Source organism: Thermosporothrix hazakensis, assembly GCF_003253565.1.
Lineage (GTDB): Bacteria > Chloroflexota > Ktedonobacteria > Ktedonobacterales > Ktedonobacteraceae > Thermosporothrix > Thermosporothrix hazakensis.
The window spans coordinates 71289-88816 of sequence record NZ_QKUF01000001.1 but is presented as its reverse complement, the minus strand read 5'-3'; the positions used below and the strand labels follow the sequence as shown (position 1 = coordinate 88816).

Sequence of the window (17528 nt, the reverse complement as noted above, 5' to 3'; positions counted from 1 at the left end):
TCTCTGCTTCTTTTAGTCAGTATGAAAGACCTCGCGCATGGTGGTCCACCATTCGCCTGGTTGGCGTGAAGGGAGTGGTTCCTGACAGGGGTCGGTATAGCTCCACCACTCCCTTGTTTTGGGATCTTCCGCCATCTTCTTCATATCCGCCTCGAAATCGTCTCCAATATATTCAAAATACGCGAACAGCAGGTGTTCATGGCGAAAGATGGTGTAGTTGCGGATGTTGCATGCGTGGATGGTTTTCAGCACCTCGGGCCATGTGGCGGCGTGCAGGCGCTCATACTCCTCGATTTTGTCAGGCTTGATGCCAATGACCTGACCAAAACGGCGCATATCGGTTCTCCTCCCTGAATATGGTATACTCCCGGATAGTGTTTCTCCCACTATAGTCGATCGCGATCCACTTTTCAAGGATGCTTGCTTGTTCAGAAAGGAAAAACGGATGCCGGTGACGCTCAGTATGATTCGTGTGGCTGTACAGCAATGTGGCTTGTCCGGGAAGGCGCTCTGTGTCCATTCCTCTTTGCGCTCCTTCGGGCATATTGAGGGAGGGGCCAGGACGCTGCTTGAGGGACTGCTTGCTGAGGGATGCACGGTGATGGCACCTTCCTTTTCGCTGCGTACCTTTTCCGCTCCTCCGCCTGATAGTGCGTATCCAGCGCGTAACGGGTGGAGTGAGGAGGAGCTTTCGCTTCCGCCTACAAGCCAGATCTATCGCCCCGACACGACTGCGATAGATCTGGATATGGGGGCGCTTCCTGCTGTCATGGTGCGGGAGCGGCGGCGCGTGCGTGGGTGGCATCCTCTGAACTCCTTTGTTGCCATCGGACCGCTGGCGGAACAGTTGATCGCGCCACAGAAACCACTCGCGGTCTATGCACCTTTTAAAGAGCTTTGCGGGCTTGATGGAGCCATTCTGTTGATGGGCGTGAGGCTGACATCCATGACGTTTCTGCATTATGCCGAACAACAGGCGGGTCGGACACTCTTTCGGCGATGGGCCAACGACGAGCACGGAAAGCCTCAGATGGTGGAAATCGGAAGCTGCTCCACTGGTTTTGAGGCGTTTGCCCCGCTCCTTGCGCCGTTTCGTACCACCTGCACTGTGGGGGAAAGCCTCTGGCAGGTGTTTCCGGCCCGGGCCACGCTTGAGGTAGCATCAGAGGCGATCAGGCGGAATCCGTCGATCACGGCCTGTGCTGATCCTACCTGTGTGCGCTGTCGTGACGCGATTCCCGGAGGGCCGATGCTCGATGCACAAAAAAGCGGAGAGTCAACCGGGTAGGCTGTCTCTCCGCCGCGCAGGAGCGCTCAGTGTGCTTTGAGGTACTTGATTGCTTCCTGTAGCTGCTTGTCCTGACTGCCCATAATCTGGGCCTCGTTCATATGCTCGCTCGATTCCTCGGTTGGCGAGACAATGGAGACATTGGGAGCAAGCTTGATCGTTACATCTGGCTGGACCCCCTGATCACGGATGAACTGTCCCTTCGGAGTGAGCCATTCGCGAATTCCAAGCAGGATCGCCGAGCCATCGGAGAGATCAAACTGCTGAAGCACGGTTCCGGTGCCGAGCGTCTTTTCACCGATGATCGTGGCACGGCCATTATCGCGGAGCGCGCTGGCGACAATCTCGGCGGCGCTGGCGGTATTGTTGTTGGTCAGCACCACAAGCGGTATTTTGGTATCAAGGGTCTGACCGGTTGCCTTATATTCTTGCTGGTTGCCCGACTTGTCTCGTTCAATCAGAATGGTGCCCTGTTCAAGGAACAGGCTGGCGGTATCAATGGCCTCGCGGAGGTAGCCGCCGGGATTGTTGCGAAGGTCAAGCACAATCTTCTGTGCGCCCTGCGCTTTGGCCTTGTTCACAGCCTCTTTGAGCTGGCTTGTCACGCCATCTGTAAACTGGACGATCTGAATATGCGCGATATGGCTATCGGGGATGTAGTACATAAGCACGTTGGGCACGGTAATTGAGGCGCGGGTAATCTTGAAGTCCTTTGTTCCCTGTTCGCCGGGGCGCTGAATGGTCAGGGTGACGTCGGTGCCTTCCTTGCCTTTAATCATCGCACTGATCTCGCTGAGGTCCTTTCCCTGTGTGCTCTTTCCATCGACGGCCACAATGACATCATTCGCTTTCAGGCCGGCCTTTTCGGCGGGTGAATCTGGCATTGTGCCTGAGATAAATACCTTCTTTGTGTTCGGGTCCTGCTGGACATAGACGCCGATGCCAACCACTTTCCCGCTGAGCTGCTGGTTCTCGTTCTTGACGTCGTCGGGAGTGAGGAAGCGGGTATGTTGCTTGTCATTGAGCGAAGTCACCATAGAGTCAATAGCAGTATAGGCCATTTTCTTATAGTTTACATTTTCGCGGTCGACATAGTTTTCGTCGATAAGTTGCCATGCTTCTTGAATAAGACCGAGATACGATTTTGATTGGTTGTTAGAGTCGAAGCGAGGCCCACTGAAAAACTCGTGACTGAACCAGCCTCCGAGGAAGGCGATCGCAACAAGGGCAAGGATACCGAGCGTTTTGCCGATGGTGCGTTGAATGCGGAGTCTCCGTTCCTCTTCCTGATGCTGACGCAGGTCGTAGCCATCGGGCGGAACGTTGTCATAGGGCAATGGGTCAGGAGAGGTCGGGATCTGACCCTGATGCCCGAGATCATCATATGCTGGTCGGCTGGGCGCCTGATCCGCCGGGCGTCCTTCGTAGAAGCGCGGATCATCGTAGTTCCAGCGGGGATCATTATTGTTGTTCACCGAAAGCCTCCGTGTGGCACTGTTACTTTTACATCTATCTTTGATACAGTTCAGGCTAACTGCTGGATCGCTTTTTGTTATCTTAGTGAGAGCGAGAAAAAAAGTCAATTCAGAGGAAACAGTGAGAGAAAAGAAAGAGGGTATAGCCGCTGTCAGCTATACCCTTCTGATCATGTTTTGCGTTGCACACCCATCAGCCTTTCGGCATATATACCAAAAGGAGAGAGTGTGGTGGACAACAGCTCAATATCTGGAAGCGCAGTACTACGATTCTTGCTGAACCGCTTCAACTGGCTTCTCGCTCTGTTCGTTGTCGACAGCCTTCAACTGCTTCTTGGAAGGAGGAGCAGCCTGCTTTTTGGGCGGTTCCCATCCGGGAGCACGAGAAACGATCATGGACATCATGCGCCCTTCCATAGATGGAGCGCGTTCGATAGTTGCTGTACCCTTTAGGCTTTCCGCGATCTGATCCAGCAATTTACGACCAAGTTCCGGGTGTCGCATTTCTGCGCCACGGAACTGAACGCTCACCCGGACCTTGTCCCCATCTGCCAGGAATTCCTGAATCTTGCGGGTTTTGACCTGGATGTCATGTTCATCCGTGCGGGGGCGCATCCGAATCTCTTTGAGCGTAACCGTCTTCTGATTTTTCTTCGCTTCGTTCTCTTTCTTGGCCTGTTCATACTTGAAGCGGCCATAATCCATCAGCTTACAGACTGGCGGATTGCTGTTCGCAGCTACTTCAACGAGGTCAAGATTTTTCTCGCGGGCAATATCGAGTGCTCGTGCTGGGGGCATCACTCCCACCATTTCACCGTTCTCGTCGATTAAGCGTACCTCCCGAGCACGAATGCGCTCGTTCACTCGTGTCTCACGTGGCCGGTCGCTTCCACGAAAGTCCCTGTTAATAGGCCGAACCTCCTCTTTTGTCACTAACAAATTTGTACCTTGTTGTTCTTGTGTTTGTTGGGTTGTTTGTTTGCTTCTCTGGTGTTTCACCCTGCTTCTGGTCGCCAGCAACGCCTGCTTCTCGCCAATAGATCCACGCTCTTTTTCTGCCCGCCAGGATGAGCGGCTATCGGGAAACAAGGTTCTTGCTGGTACGCCGGCTCTCATCGGAGAACCGTTTGACCAGTTGCATCATTCTAACAAAAGGTCAACGGCAAAGCAAACTATCCGTGTTTTAGAATACGTTCTGACGCAGCCTGTCGTTACAGAATCACCTGTCTGACATTGCCTGAGCGGGGGAATATCTTCTCTGCTTGCGGTCCTTCGATGCAAACCAGCCTCTTCTATTGAGCGGGGTACTGTTCTCGCTCGCTTTCTTCGAGGGCAGTTTACAGGCCAGATTTTCCCCTTTTGCAGCCGGAGACCCCTCTTGGAGAGAGTATACCAGATCGTGTGATGCTTGACAAGGATTTTGAAGCTCTGATAAAGCGGGAAAAATGTCGGATTTCTCCCGGCATGACCTCTTTCCGGTCTTCTTATCTGCTCTCTTTTTATTGCGCTTTCTGTGCCTTTTTAGCCCGGGCAGGAGAAGAGGGAGCAGGCAGGAGTAAGAATAGAATCCTTTCTCTCCTCGGTGTGATATACTTGTTGTTACGGATAGTTCATGGTTCTCTATGATGAATTCGCTTGACAGGCGTTCCTGTGTGATTCATGCTACATGCGAAGGAGGCTTGTGCATGAGCGGCGATGTTGTCGCGTCTCAATCTCAATCCTCGGCGGCTGAGGGCCTGCGTTTCTCTCCTCATCCCAATCAAGCCCACCAGATTGCATGGCGGCTCTGGGGGAAAGAGGCGTTTGATGAGGCCGAACGTTCCGGGAAGCCCATTTTTCTCTCGCTTTCCTCGTCGTGGTGTCAGTGGTGTCATATTATGGATGAAACCACTCTCTCCGAGCCGAGCGTGATCGCGATTCTCAATCACGATTATATCCCGATTCGCGTTGATAGCGACCTGCGCCCCGATGTGAACCAGCGCTACAATCAGAATGGGTGGCCAAGCATCGTCCTGCTCTCCGCCGAGGGTGAAATCCTCTGGGGTGGCGTCTATGTGCCGCCGCACCAGATGCTCTATTACCTCGGCCATATCCGCCGCTATTATAGCGAGCATCGCGCCGAGATTGCTGCCCAGATTCAGCAGCTTCGGGCGCACCGGGTGTCGCCGCCTGCACCGCTGCCCTTGCGTGCGCTGCTCCTGGAGGAGCGTTCCGCCCTGCTTCGACTGCCGGAAGAGGCGTCTCGTGTCCTGCTTGATCTCTATGACCCGGAGTATGGCGGCTTTCTGCTGCATCCACATCTGCGCTTCCCTCATCCTGAAGCGTTGGAGCTCTGGCTGATGCTCGGACGAAAGCAACAACCAGAGCTGCTTGAACGTGTGACGTATTCATTGATTCAGATGCGTGATGGGGGCCTGTGGGATTACGAAGAGGGTGGGTTCTTCCGCTATTCGGCGGCTGGCGATTGGAGCAATCCCCATACTGAAAAGATGTTGGAAGAGAACGCGGCTATGCTGCGGCTGCTCGCGCTCACCGCCCGGGAGACCGGCCAGCAGGAATGGGTCGATCTGATCCGCCAGTTGTTGATGTACTTGAATAATACGCTCTGGCAAACCGAGCGCGGGGTATTCAGCGGTAGCCAGTGCGCCGACGAAGAGTACTATGAGCCCGGGCTGTATTCTCGGGCATCGCGGGAGGCACCGGGCGTTGATACCACCGTCTATACCTCCTGGAATGCCCGCATGAGTTCTTCGCTATTGCTTGCCGCCGAGGTCTTACACGCTCCCGCCCTTGAGAAAATGGCCTGTCGGATCCTCGATTACCTGGGCACGCATGTGCTACATCCCGCTGGCTGCATGTATCACTATGAGCTGGATGGACAACCCGGCCTGCCCGGACAGCTCACGGATCAGGTCTGGATGACACGCGCCCTGTTGGATGCATATGAGCGACGTGGTGAGAAGCGGTATCTTGAGACGGCGATAGCCCTGATGCACTTCGCCTGTCAGGAGCTGCTTGACCGTTCGACCGGCCTCTTCTACGACTATCCTGAGACGCCGGATCTTCTGGGCAGGCTAACTGTGCGCCAGCAGCCGCTTGCTGAGAACGCGTTGGCGGCTGAATGTCTGTTGCGGATGGCGGTCTATAGCAAGCGGGAACACCTGCGCGAGACAGCCCTGCTGGTACTTGCTGCCTGCCTGGAAAAATACCGCCGTACCGGCATTGAAGGGGCGCTCTATGCCTGTATTGTGCAGGCAGCCATTGAAAATGCCTGGTTCTAGCAGGCAAAAAAAGTGGAGTGGCACATCAAGACCACTCCACTCGGCTTATTTCAACTTTTACTCAGGCTTGACGGGAGGCTTATTTGACGCTTCTCACTTTGATTGTGCGAGCTTTCGCATGTTCCGCCTTCGGGAACCGCAGGGTGAGAATACCTTCGTTGTAGCTTGCCTCGGTCTTGTCCGAGTTGATCGGAGCGGGCAGGCTGAACGAATGCTGGTACTGAGCACTCTGCCAGCCGCGCAGATGGACGGTCGCGTTGTCCGGGATCGTATTCTTTGTCTCCCATTTGATATTCACGGCGTCCTGGTGCACGTTGATCTCAACGTCATCGGGGTTCACGCCAGGCATTGGGACCTGTAAGACGAATTCTTCAGGTGTCTCATACAGGTTTGCCGGAACGCCACGCCCGATGAAGCTGCTGCTGCGCGGAGAGATGAAGCTATCTTCAAACAGGCGGTCCATTGCTTCACGCAGTGAAACAAATTCCTGGAATGGGTTATAGCGTGTAATGTTTGCCATGATATGGGTTCCTCCTTTCAGCCTCGCTCGGGTGGGCGAGGTGAAATGCTCTTTCTAGATTCCTTCTTCTATAGATCAGACGATTTCGTGGAAACCGTTTTGTTGTGATCGTTTCCGCGTTCGTTGTTTTCGTTCTGGTAGTAATATAGCGCATCCCGTGTTAGAAAGACGTAAGATATTTATAAGAATTCTGTTAGAAACTTTGATAGGAATACTATCAAGGTAATACAAAGAAGCGTCACGTTCTGCTCACATGACGCCTTCGGGGGGTTGGACGAGCTTATGAGGCTTTGTAGACGGTTTTGAGCGCTGTTTCTGCCCAGAGCTTACGGAGCGCTCCGCTTCCCTCCTCGTTGGGGTGAATGCCATCGTCGCTGATATAGTTCGGATGTTGTTGAAAGTAGGTCCAGGTATCGGGACCAGCGATGACCTCGGGGTGCTCACGATAGAGGCGGTCAAGCTGCGCGTTCAGCGGCGGGGCGCATTGCTGAATACTCTCATTGGGTCCCCAGAGAATCTTCTGCACCAGCGGCACCTTGCCCGCGTTCGTGATCTTCTGGACCAGCGTTTCATAGTTCTTATAGAACTTCTCGGGATCGAAACAACTGAGCGCATCATTGGAGCCGTAACCCAGGGCAACATATTTACCAGGGAAGATCTGAAGCCAGCTATCAAAGTAGTGCAGCGCGTCGGTGGTGGTGAAGCCGCCAATGCCACCGCCCTCGGCAACGGGGTAATGATCGGGGCGCTGTTGCTGGATCAACTGTTGAAAGGAAGGGACGCCGGCCCGCGAGTCCTGATTCATTGCCTCCATGAAGATCGAGGCGCCGTAGAAGATCCAGTCGTCCGCGATGGCCTTACTGGCTTCGTAGACATCCATGTTCAGCGAGACCCCATAGTTCTCGGTGGTGCCATCCGAGCCGCTCACCCGGATGCGAAGCCAGTTTGCTGCTCCCATGTCAATGAGATGCTGGCGTGAGTGATAGGTGTTTCCCTGCACAGAAGCCTTCGACTCCCAGTGAGCGGCAGGGGGCTGACCACCGCCCGCACCTGGATTGATCTCGATCTCATAGTCTTTCGGGTTGTTGTAGCCTTCATAACCGTTGAGGACATGATTATAGTTGCCGGTCGGGGTGTTGTACCAGACAAGCAGGAGTTTGGCGCGCTGGGCCGCTGGAACCCGGGAGAGGTCATAGGCGAGCCAGATAGGCTTGTCTGGTCCGGGCGTCTGACAGGCCTGCCAGAAGGTGTCATAGCTGGCGTCGTCTGCCTGTTTGGCTGGATAGGAGCCCTCACAATCATCGTTGGTGAAGGCTGGAGCGTTGCGACTGACAAGGGCGGCAGCGCTTCCGGCGGGATGATTGCCGGGCCCGGTACTGGAAGGCTGGACGGTCGTGCTGGCCTGAGGTGTCGGGTCGGGCTGCGTGACCTGCTGTGCGCATCCGGCAAGCAGGAGGAGGATGGTTACAAGGAACAGACAGGCAGGTGAGATAAAAAGGCGCTTCTCTTTCATTTTTCCTACTTTACTTGACTATACAGAATACTTCCTACAAAAGCTCCTTCTTTTATTTTGGGCATAAGAAACACGCGATGTCAAAAAAGCATACTTGCTACAGGAGCAGGGAGCAAGAGAGGAGAAGTGGCAGTTGAGGAGCGCTATCTTGAAGAATCCTCTCGACGTCTTTCCTCTGTTCTGTTACAATGCCCACAAGAAAAGATCATTATTCCGTTGGCTGAGAGGTTTAGAGGTGTCGGTTAAACAAGCATCACAAAAAGAAATAGATTACCTGCTCAGGCGTGGGGTGGCGCTGGTCGAGAAAGAAGACGATCTGCGCCGTATGCTTCTTGAGGGGAATAAGGGCGAGCCGCTGCGCGTCAAGCTCGGGGTTGATCCGACCCACTACGAGCTGACGATTGGTCACGCCGTTGTGTTTCGTAAATTGCGCCAGTTCCAGAAGCTCGGTCATAAAACCGTGGTGGTGATCGGTGACTGGACCGCCCGGCTTGGCGATCCGAGTGGTCGTCTGGAGGCGCGGAAGCCGCTGACCGAGGAACAGGTGAACTCGAACGCTGCAACCTATCTGGAGCAGTTCTTTAAAATTGTTGATCCGCAGCAGACCGAGGTCCGCCGCCAGAGCGAGTGGTTTGATACGTTTACGCTCAGCGATGTTATGCGCCTTTTGAGCTATAAGACGGTGGCGCAGATGCTTGAGCGCGATGACTTCTCCAAGCGCTACAAGAGTGGCATTGAGATCTATCTGTCAGAGTTTATGTATCCGCTGTTGCAGGGCTATGACTCGGTGGCGCTGCATGCTGATGTCGAGCTTGGCGGAACCGACCAGACCTTTAACCTGCTGGTTGGACGCGAGTTGCAGCCTATTTTCGGCCAGAAACCGCAGCAGATCCTCACCATGAACCTGATCGTTGGCCTTGATGGTGTCAAAAAGATGGGCAAGTCGCTTGATAACTATATCGCGATTACGGCGCCCGCCCGTGACATGTTCGGAAAACTGATGTCTCTGCCCGATCACTGCATGCGCTCCTACTTCGAGGCGTTGACCGAGGTTGATGATGAGGAACTCGACGAGTTTGATTGCAAGATGGCCGAGGGCACATTGAACCCGCGCGATGTCAAGCTGCGGATGGCCCGCGAGATCGTGACGCAGTTCCATAATCAGGAGGCAGCCGAGGACGCGCAGGAAGCCTTTATTCGGCAGTTCTCGCAGCGCAAGCTCCCGACCGATATTCCCGATTATCAGATGAGCCAGCCTGCACCGATCGTTGATGTGATGGTTTCTGCCGGGTTGGCTGCAAGCAAAAATAAAGCACGCGAGCTGATTAAGCAGGGCGGCGTTTCGCTCTTCCTCAAGGGTGAAGAGGGAGAGGCAACGCGCATCACCGATGTCGAGTATCAGGTTCCGGCTGAAGCGGGCGCGATTCTCAAGGTGGGTAAGCGTCATTACATCCGGATCAAGGTATCCTAGAAAGGGCGTGGCTTTCCACGCTCTTTTTTTGCTCGGAGCGCTTTCCACGTCGCTCTTTTTTATTTATGTCTACGATTTCTGTTCTGTGAGGAGAGGAAAGATCTATGCCACAGGCAACTATTGGTGTCATCGGGGGAAGCGGACTCTATCGAATGGAGCATATGACCGAGGTTGAAGAGGTCAAGATCAGCACTCCGTTCGGTGATCCCAGTGATGTGATTACGATCGGGAAGGTCAACGGCGTTTCGATGGCGTTTCTGCCTCGCCACGGGCGTGGCCACCGCCTGAACCCGACCGAGATTCCGGTGCGAGCGAATATCTGGGCGCTGAAAAGCCTCGGCGTTGAATATGTGATCTCGGTGAGCGCTGTGGGAAGCCTGCGTGAGGATTATGCACCCCGCGATCTGGTGATTCCCGATCAGCTTTTCGACCGGACGAAGAGTCGCGTGAACAGCTTCTTCGAGGGTGGTCTTGTAGTGCATGCGACCTTTGCCGAGCCGTTCTGTCCCCACCTGAGCAAGCTGCTGCTGGAATCGGCGCGTGAATTGAAGGATGTTACCGTACATGCAGGCGGCACCTATGTCTGTATGGAGGGACCGCTGTTCTCGACAAAGGCTGAGTCCAACACCTATCGTAAACTGGGAATGGACATCATTGGTATGACGGCACTTCCAGAAGCCAAGCTGGCACGCGAGGCCGAACTGTGCTATGCGACCGTCGCCTGTGTCACCGATTATGACTGCTGGCACGAGGCGGAAGAGTCGGTCACGGTTGAGATGGTGGTTCAGAATCTTGCCGCCAACGTCAAGAATGCACAGCGGATTCTCCAGAATGTGGCACAGCGTATCCCTGCCGATCGAGCGCAGGCGACCTGTGGCTGCTCCGAGGCGCTGGCAACGGCCATTATGACGGATCGTTCCGCAATTCCGGCTGAGGTGAAAGAGAAATATAGCCTGCTGGTGAAGAAATATCTCTAAGCTGCGTTATGTCGCCCATCGCTCAAGCTTGAAAAAGGCTCTTCCCATGTGCGGGAAGAGCTTTCGTTCAAGCACTGTGTTCCTTTAAGATGTGAATCAGTGAGCGAAGCGCCGCGTTCTGTATAGGTCCGGCAACCGAGACCGTGTGCTTTTTGCCCTCATCCTCAACGGTGATAACGTACTGATGATAGTCCGCGGCGCCGGGCGGATGCGTATTAATGCGCTCAGGAAGCTCAAAGAAGTGGACGGAAGCAAGTGTGTGCTCTAGCTCCTCTGCCTCCTCTTTGGGTATGTGTGTTGTATCTATCATGGTCTTTTTATGAAGCCCGGGGAAATAGGCGATGCCCCCCTGAATGGCAAACTCGATACGCATAATATCAGGAACAACCTCCCTCCTTTTCTGCAAATGGACCCTTCCTCTTCATTATATCTGTCGGGCGAGAAACTCCATGTATCTGGCTGTGCTGTCTTTCGATGGGTGTTGTGAAGCCATTCCAGTGCTCTGAAGGGTCACTGGTTGTGGTATATATAGTACGATAAGGAAGAAAAACAGAAGGGGTAAGAAGATGGCACTACTTCATGTGTATCCTCGGGCGCACGATTTTCTGGAGCAGGTGGTCCCGGTGCTTGAGCGAAAAGAGGTCTTGAATAGCCTGATCCTCGGGATCAGCCAGCGGTTTCAGGACTTTGCAGACAGGGTGTATCTTGCCTCGGTCGAGGATGAGCAGGGCCTGATCCTGGCTGCCTGTATGACGCCGCCATTTCGTATCATCTTATCCAGCGAGCAGCCAGAGAACATCGAGGCTCATGAGCTCATCATTCGCGATCTGCTGGCGCACGGTTGGACGGTTCCGGGTGTGGTCGCGGAGAGCACGCTTGCGCTGGCCTTCTCGGAAAGCTGGAAGCGGCTTACCGGTCGGGGATATGAGATCGGGATGCGAGAGCGGCTCTTTGGGCTGACGGAGGTCATTCCACCATCTCCGGGACCGGGAGCCTTGCGGCAGGCAACGGAGAAAGATGGCCCGCTACTGGCGCAGTGGGCCGGGGCCTTCCATCGGGAAGCACTACCGGATGATCCGCGTGGTGAGGAGGGATTTGTTCAGATGGCCTTGAAACGCATCAGGGCGGGAGATGTCTTCCTCTGGGTGTTGCCCGATGGCCGACCGGTTTCGACAGCGCTGAAAACCCGTCCACTCAAGCAAACTATCACAATCGGAATGGTCTATACGCCGCCTGAAGAGCGCGGTCATGGCTATGCTTCGCGCTGTGTTGCCGCCTTGAGTCAGCACTTGCTGGATAGTGGTTGGTCTATGTGTTGTCTGTATACCGATCTGGCGAACCCCGTATCAAACAGCATCTACCAGAAGATTGGCTATCGTCCGATAGTTGATGCTTGCGAGTGCAACTTTCATCCATAGCGGAACTCTTATGTAAGAGAAGCAGACGGGCAGGGATTTTGTAGCCAAAAAAAGCGGAGAGAACCGGCGTTTCACTCCCGTTCTGTACAGTATTCCCGCTAGAATTGCTATGAAATCCACTATGTGTGTGGGTTTGTCTGTGGGTAATTCAGGAGAAAGTCTTGCGGTGTATACTGGATTACACACTTCACTGAAAAGGTCGGAGAGCCGGGACTGAGCGCGCATCTTTTGAGTCTGTATGGGTGCGCATAACGTGTAGTACATATGCTTTATCAGGTTGAGCGGGATGCGCTTTCCGGCGGGCGAATAGCTCTTGTCCTGATGCCGGAACCGCTTCGGATGATGTCTGGTTCCACTGCCCATGAGATCCCGAAGGCGGGAGATTGCTTTCTGACTCTCACTTGTTTTCTACTCATCGGACAGGGAAGAGCGCTCTTCCCTGTTTTTTGTCCGTCTGAACTGGAAAAGAAATTCCAAACGGAAAAAATTCCAGGAAAAAAGCCCCAAAAAGTGATTGACAAACTGGTCAAGGAAGGGTACAATACACACGTCCCGTAAAGGAGATAAAGCAATGGGGCAGGCCGGTTTTCTCCCGTGCCTGTCGGTCTGCGTAATTGGGTCCTGCGCGGCAGATGTTCGCGAACCCCGCCAGGTCCGTGAGGAAGCAACGGTAAGTGGGCCTCTCTGGGTGTCGCAGGGGAGCCTGATTACGCTGACTGGTAGGTGCTGGTGAAAATCGGTTTTCTATGTCCGAAACACTTTTTTTCTTCTGATTCTGGAGGCCGCTTCTTGGCCGTATCGAGGAAACTACAGGCGGGAGTTGTACTATGGCCTCACAATCTCTCTACCGTAAGTGGCGTTCTCAAACCTTCTCCGAACTCGTCGGTCAGGAGGCCGTTGTTCGCACACTCAAGAATGCCCTCAAAGCTGGCAAATTAACCCACGCCTATCTCTTCACCGGTCCGCGTGGAACCGGAAAAACAAGTACCGCACGCTTGCTCGCGAAAACCGTGAACTGTCTCTCTCCTGTCAATGGCGAGCCCTGCAATGAATGTCAACTCTGCCGCGAGATCGCTGATGGGAGCTCTTTCAACGTTGTTGAGATCGACGCTGCCTCCAATCGTGGTATCGATAGCATTCGTGAGCTCCGTGAAAAGGTGATGGTGCCGCCCTCTAGTGGTCGCTATAAAGTCTACATCCTTGACGAGGCGCACATGCTGACCACCGAGGCCTTTAATGCCCTGCTCAAGACGCTGGAAGAGCCGCCCCCCCACGCTATTTTTGTGATGGCGACAACTGATGTGCATAAGATGTTACCGACGGTCCTGTCTCGCTGTCAGCGCTACGACTTCAAGCGGATCACCACGCGCCAGATTGTTGAGCATCTGTGCTTTGTTGCGGAACAGGAGAAAGTCCAGCTTGAGCGCGGAGCCGCTGAATTACTGGCTCGTGCCGCCTCTGGTGGTATGCGCGATGCCTTGAGCCTGCTCGATCAGGCAATCGCGTATAGTGGAGAGTCGATCACGCTGGATCAGGTGCAGGCAATGCTTGGTGTCGCCGATCCGCGTGCGATTCAGAAGTTTATTCAGTACGTGGCACAGCTTGATAGCTCGGCGGCGCTCCATCAGGTGCATGAGCTGGTCGAGGCCGGGGCCGATCTACGCCAGATTAACGGCCAGATTGCTGAGCTCTGGCGGGCGATGATGCTCTGTAAGGCCGGGGCGAACATCGCTGAGATTATGGATAGCACCGAGGATGAGATTCGTGATATTCAGGCGGCGGTGCAGCAGTTCACGCTCGAAGAGCTGATGGAGTGCTCGCGGATCTTTGCCCAGAATGACTTGATTCAGAAGAACCAGGGAACGCCGCAACTCGGGATTGAGCTTGCCTTGCTGGCCTGTATCGAGCTGCATCGCCGTGCTCAGGCCGGTGAAGCGCTTGTACCGCAGCCTGCATCACGCCCTGTTGCGCCACAGGCAAGCCAACCTGCGCTACGCCCTGTCGCACCACAGCCGAGTCAGCCCGCGCCACGTCCTGTCACACCACCAGATCTGTCACAGCCGAGCCAGCCTGTCGAACGGAAACAGGCCTCAATTCGCGCCGCGACAGGGATTAATATTCCTCCTCCCATCCAGCCAGAGCCACCCGCGCCGGAAGAGCCTCCTGTCCAGCAGGAAGAAACGCCTCCCGTCGCTGAAGAGAGTGCTGAGCCGCTGATAACGCTGGATGAGGTCAAAGAGAAATGGGAGCTGGTTATCCGGCGTGTGCGCTCACAGCCACAACGAGATGGCGCCCGCGTGTCGGCCTTCCTGAGATACTTTACCCTGCTCGGAATCGAGCCGACAGCCGATGTGCCGTTGTTGGTCATCAAAGCGACCCAAACGTTCTTCTATACGAATCTAAAAGATAAAGATAAGCAACTGATTGAGTGGGCATTAGAAATAGAGTTGCCGCAGAAGTGCCGCTTGCGTGTGTTGCCACCCGATCAGGATTGGCGACCCGGCAACCGCAGCAGAAACAGTATCCCACAGCCGGAGCGTCCCGCGCCTCAGCCGCCCACTCAGCAGCAGAATGGCTCGTCAGGAAGAAATGGGCCAATTGATCTGGCGGAGGCGCTGGCTGTTTTTCAGGCGACACCAACGGCTGTGCAGCCGCCCCCCGTTCAGGAACCTCTTGCCAGAAATGGGAGTGTGAGAGAGAATAGTACTCAGGAGAGTACAAACGGTACCAATGCTCTCAAGAGTGCTGCCCTCACGAGTACGGAGGAGCGCCGCCAACCCGTATCGCAGCCACCAACTGCTGCACCTTCTGAAACGCGCAGAGAACAGGTGGAACGCAAAGCGAAAGAGGATCCCGTTGTGCGAGAGGTAGTACGAATATTTAAGGCTGAAATCAAAGATATCTATCTGAAATAAGGAGTGTTTGGTCCTATGAACATGCGTGAGATCCAGAAAATGCAGCAGAAGCTGGTGAAGATGCAGGAAGAGCTGGAGAACAGCCAGTTTACCGGAACTGCTGGCGGTGGCGCTGTCACCATTACGATGAGCGGAAAATATGAGATCACGGCGGTGAAGATTGACCCCGAAGCGTTCTCACCCGAAGACATCGAGGAGCTGGAGGTCATGGTCAAGGCCGCAGCAAAAGATGCCTTTGATCGCGTGACGGAAGCACAGCAGCGCCTTGTTTCGAGCGCGACGGGCGGCATCAAGATTCCCGGCCTGTTCTAACGCTTCATAACTGTTCTTCAATCCCGATGAAGCAGGGAATGGAGGTTTTGGGGTGGCGCCGCTTGCATGCGAAGCACGCGTTGTTATGGTGCACTGCGAAACCTCCATACTGAAGCCTGTGCTCTCTGCTTGACGAGGGCGGGTTTTGGAGCAGCGCCCACGGGCTGCTGAAGGAGACAAACAACAGAAGACGAACTCATAAAGATCGTTGCGGCGCTCGTACGCGAGCGTCGAGGATGGAAGAAACGAACTGATGAGCGATATTGCACCACCAGTCGCAGCGCTGGTTGAGGAGTTTGCGAAGCTGCCGGGTATCGGCGTGAAAACGGCGCAGCGCCTCACCTTCCACGTGTTGCGTTGCCCGACCGATCAGGCGCGTCGTCTGGCTGAAGCGATCATGCGCGTAAAAGAGAGCATTATCTATTGTTCTCGCTGTTTTAATATCACGGAGAAAGACCCCTGTCCCATCTGTAGTAATCCCGCGCGGGAGCAGGATACCATCTGTGTGGTTGAAGAACCGATGGATGTGCTTGCGCTGGAGAAAACGGGAGCCTACAAGGGCCTGTACCATGTGCTGCATGGGGCGCTCTCCCCGATGAATGGGATCGGGCGGAAAGAGATTCGTATGGATGAACTCTTGCGCCGCCTGGAACGGGGAACTATCCGTGAGGTGATTTTTGCTACAAACCCCGGCTTCGAGGGTGATTATACTGCACGTGCCATTGAACGATGTATTAAAACCGAGTTGAGTGTTCCCGAGGTGCGCATTACTACACTGGCAAGGGGCCTCTCAATGGGCAGCTCGCTTGAATACGCTGACGAAGACACGTTAGGACGTGCGATTGAAGGGCGACGTGAACTCTGATTCTGTCGCCTTTCTTTTTTTCCACGGTTTTTGCTTCTGAGGTCCCGGCATCCAGCGGGCAGGTCTTGTTTTTTCATGTATTATAAGAGTACAGAAGGCATCATTTCTTGACACTTTGCCCTTATTATGGTACTCTTGTTCTACTTTCCCGGAAATAGTTCGTTGTTGTGAGTGGCTGCTATTTCCACTTTTGTTCCCTTGCCAAAGAAGTAACCAGAGGAAATCTATCTGAGGACGAAAAACGATCTGAAGATTGCGCTGTATACAGTTTTGAATTGAAAAAAGGAGGCGTGCAGGGGATCTTTTTTTGCCTCTGTGCGGAGGAAGCTGATGAGTAGTAAGAAAGAGAAAGCTCTTGTTGATCGCAATGCCGCCGCGAGTGATGCTGGAAAAACCGAGCGCGAGAAAGCTATAGAGCTGGCTTTGCAGCAGATAGAGCGCCGCTTTGGTAAGGGCGCTATTATGAAGATGGGTGACGCCCCGAAGATCCATGTAGATGTGATCCCGACCGGCTCTATTGCCCTTGACCTTGCGATTGGCGTTGGTGGTGTGCCGCGTGGTCGTATTACCGAGATCTATGGTCCTGAGTCTTCTGGTAAAACCACGCTCTGTCAGCATATCATTGCGAACGCACAGAAGGCCGGTGGCTATGCGGCCTTTATTGATGCCGAGCATGCGTTCGACCGAACGTATGCGGCTCGCTGTGGCGTTGATACACAGACCTTGCTCATTTCACAGCCAGATACCGGCGAGCAGGCGCTTGAAATTGTGGACTCGCTGGTACGCAGTAATGCCGTTGATGTGATTGTGGTCGACTCGGTTGCCGCACTGGTGCCACGCGCGGAAATCGAGGGCGAGATGGGTGACTCCCACGTTGGCTTGCAGGCTCGTCTGATGAGCCAGGCGCTTCGTAAGCTGACCGCGGCGATCAGCAATTCCAATTGCGCCGTTATCTTTACGAACCAGTTGCGCGATAAGATCGGTGTGATGTTCGGTAACCCTGAAACCACTGCCGGTGGTAAAGCGCTGAAGTTCTATGCCTCGCTGCGTCTGGATATCCGCCGTATCGACTCAATCAAGCAGGGGCAGGAAGTAACTGGTAACCGCACTCGCGTGCGCGTGCTGAAGAACAAGGTTGCGCCTCCGTTCAAGTCCGCAGAGTTCGACATTATGTACAGCGAGGGCATCTCTCGTGAGGGTGGCCTGCTTGATGTCGGTCTGGAGATGGGTCTTGTGAAACGCAGCGGTACATGGTTCACCGTCGGTGATATCCGCCTGGGTCAGGGCCGCGAGAACGCGAAAGAGTTCCTGCGCCAGAATTCCGATGTCGCTGCCGCGCTCGAGGAGCAGATCCGCAGCAATATGACCATCTTCGGTAACAACGAGGAGGATGGGGTTGAGACGACCGAGGTAATGGAGACCCCGGAAGAAGAGCCGCTGACTCTGGAAGAAGAGGGCGAGATCTAAGCGGTCCTTCGACCAGACTGCACACA

At 54.4% G+C, this 17528-nt stretch carries 15 protein-coding genes and 1 other RNA gene; 10 read left to right on the top strand and 6 right to left on the bottom strand.

Annotated elements, in window-relative coordinates:
* Positions 1-12: 12 nt before the first annotated feature.
* On the bottom strand, positions 13-336 hold the full coding sequence (locus EI42_RS00350; protein WP_111317535.1) for an L-rhamnose mutarotase: 324 nt from the start codon (positions 334-336) through the stop codon (positions 13-15).
* Between the two features lie 88 nt (positions 337-424).
* On the opposite strand from EI42_RS00350, the gene EI42_RS00345 reads away from it, so the two are divergent.
* Entirely contained in the window at positions 425-1288 is an 864-nt protein-coding gene (locus EI42_RS00345) for an AAC(3) family N-acetyltransferase (protein ID WP_137686081.1), read from the top strand.
* Positions 1289-1314: 26 nt separating this feature from the next.
* On the opposite strand, the gene EI42_RS00340 is transcribed toward EI42_RS00345, so the two are convergent.
* Both EI42_RS00340 and infC read right to left on the bottom strand, forming a co-directional pair.
* Positions 1315-2763 (bottom strand): S41 family peptidase, encoded by a 1449-nt coding sequence (locus EI42_RS00340; RefSeq protein WP_111317533.1) that lies wholly within the window; start codon positions 2761-2763, stop codon positions 1315-1317.
* Positions 2764-3027: 264 nt separating this feature from the next.
* Positions 3028-3852, bottom strand: coding sequence for a translation initiation factor IF-3 (gene infC, locus EI42_RS00335; RefSeq protein WP_249033438.1), 825 nt, complete (start codon positions 3850-3852; stop codon positions 3028-3030).
* A 596-nt stretch (positions 3853-4448) separates the two neighbouring features.
* On the opposite strand from infC, the gene EI42_RS00330 reads away from it, so the two are divergent.
* Positions 4449-6044: a DUF255 domain-containing protein gene (locus tag EI42_RS00330; RefSeq protein WP_170142248.1), complete on the top strand. Its 1596-nt coding sequence runs from the start codon at positions 4449-4451 to the stop codon at positions 6042-6044.
* A gap of 79 nt (positions 6045-6123) precedes the next feature.
* Here the strand turns inward: EI42_RS00330 and EI42_RS00325 are convergent, their stop codons facing one another.
* On the bottom strand, positions 6124-6564 hold the full coding sequence (locus EI42_RS00325) for an Hsp20/alpha crystallin family protein (RefSeq protein ID WP_111317531.1): 441 nt from the start codon (positions 6562-6564) through the stop codon (positions 6124-6126).
* A 280-nt stretch (positions 6565-6844) separates the two neighbouring features.
* Positions 6845-8077, bottom strand: coding sequence for an SGNH/GDSL hydrolase family protein (locus EI42_RS00320; RefSeq protein WP_111317530.1), 1233 nt, complete (start codon positions 8075-8077; stop codon positions 6845-6847).
* A 235-nt stretch (positions 8078-8312) separates the two neighbouring features.
* Between EI42_RS00320 and tyrS the strand changes: the two genes are divergently transcribed.
* Positions 8313-9548 (top strand): tyrosine--tRNA ligase, encoded by a 1236-nt coding sequence (tyrS, locus tag EI42_RS00315; protein ID WP_170142247.1) that lies wholly within the window; start codon positions 8313-8315, stop codon positions 9546-9548.
* A gap of 104 nt (positions 9549-9652) precedes the next feature.
* On the top strand, positions 9653-10525 hold the full coding sequence (gene mtnP, locus EI42_RS00310) for an S-methyl-5'-thioadenosine phosphorylase (protein ID WP_111317529.1): 873 nt from the start codon (positions 9653-9655) through the stop codon (positions 10523-10525).
* Between the two features lie 67 nt (positions 10526-10592).
* On the opposite strand, the gene EI42_RS00305 is transcribed toward mtnP, so the two are convergent.
* Positions 10593-10931, bottom strand: coding sequence for a protealysin inhibitor emfourin (locus EI42_RS00305; RefSeq protein WP_137686080.1), 339 nt, complete (start codon positions 10929-10931; stop codon positions 10593-10595).
* A gap of 160 nt (positions 10932-11091) precedes the next feature.
* Here EI42_RS00305 and EI42_RS00300 point away from each other — a divergent pair, with 160 nt between their 5' ends.
* The 6 genes from EI42_RS00300 to recA all read left to right on the top strand — a co-directional run bounded on the left by EI42_RS00300 (position 11092) and on the right by recA (position 17502).
* Positions 11092-11943, top strand: a complete 852-nt coding sequence (locus EI42_RS00300; protein WP_111317527.1) for a GNAT family N-acetyltransferase — start codon at positions 11092-11094, stop codon at positions 11941-11943.
* A 612-nt stretch (positions 11944-12555) separates the two neighbouring features.
* Positions 12556-12655: signal recognition particle sRNA small type (gene ffs / locus EI42_RS00290), an RNA gene on the top strand.
* A 115-nt stretch (positions 12656-12770) separates the two neighbouring features.
* Positions 12771-14858, top strand: coding sequence for a DNA polymerase III subunit gamma/tau (gene dnaX / locus EI42_RS00285; RefSeq protein ID WP_111317525.1), 2088 nt, complete (start codon positions 12771-12773; stop codon positions 14856-14858).
* Positions 14859-14873: 15 nt separating this feature from the next.
* Positions 14874-15170, top strand: a complete 297-nt coding sequence (locus EI42_RS00280; protein ID WP_111317524.1) for a YbaB/EbfC family nucleoid-associated protein — start codon at positions 14874-14876, stop codon at positions 15168-15170.
* Between the two features lie 253 nt (positions 15171-15423).
* Positions 15424-16035 (top strand): recombination mediator RecR, encoded by a 612-nt coding sequence (recR, locus tag EI42_RS00275; RefSeq protein ID WP_111317523.1) that lies wholly within the window; start codon positions 15424-15426, stop codon positions 16033-16035.
* Between the two features lie 330 nt (positions 16036-16365).
* Positions 16366-17502, top strand: coding sequence for a recombinase RecA (recA, locus tag EI42_RS00270; RefSeq protein ID WP_111317522.1), 1137 nt, complete (start codon positions 16366-16368; stop codon positions 17500-17502).
* Positions 17503-17528 lie beyond the last annotated feature (26 nt).

Bases quoted from the DNA above. Each gene is read 5' to 3' on its own strand.
- EI42_RS00325 (WP_111317531.1), bottom strand. From the start codon at position 6,564: ATGGCAAACATTACACGCTATAACCCATTCCAGGAATTTGTTTCACTG.
- recA (WP_111317522.1), top strand. From the start codon at position 16,366: ATGAGTAGTAAGAAAGAGAAAGCTCTTGTTGATCGCAATGCCGCCGCG.
- mtnP (WP_111317529.1), top strand. From the start codon at position 9,653: ATGCCACAGGCAACTATTGGTGTCATCGGGGGAAGCGGACTCTATCGA.
- dnaX (WP_111317525.1), top strand. From the start codon at position 12,771: ATGGCCTCACAATCTCTCTACCGTAAGTGGCGTTCTCAAACCTTCTCC.
- EI42_RS00320 (WP_111317530.1), bottom strand. From the start codon at position 8,077: ATGAAAGAGAAGCGCCTTTTTATCTCACCTGCCTGTCTGTTCCTTGTA.
- recR (WP_111317523.1), top strand. From the start codon at position 15,424: ATGAGCGATATTGCACCACCAGTCGCAGCGCTGGTTGAGGAGTTTGCG.
- EI42_RS00300 (WP_111317527.1), top strand. From the start codon at position 11,092: ATGGCACTACTTCATGTGTATCCTCGGGCGCACGATTTTCTGGAGCAG.
- EI42_RS00350 (WP_111317535.1), bottom strand. From the start codon at position 336: ATGCGCCGTTTTGGTCAGGTCATTGGCATCAAGCCTGACAAAATCGAG.
- EI42_RS00280 (WP_111317524.1), top strand. From the start codon at position 14,874: ATGAACATGCGTGAGATCCAGAAAATGCAGCAGAAGCTGGTGAAGATG.
- EI42_RS00330 (WP_170142248.1), top strand. From the start codon at position 4,449: ATGAGCGGCGATGTTGTCGCGTCTCAATCTCAATCCTCGGCGGCTGAG.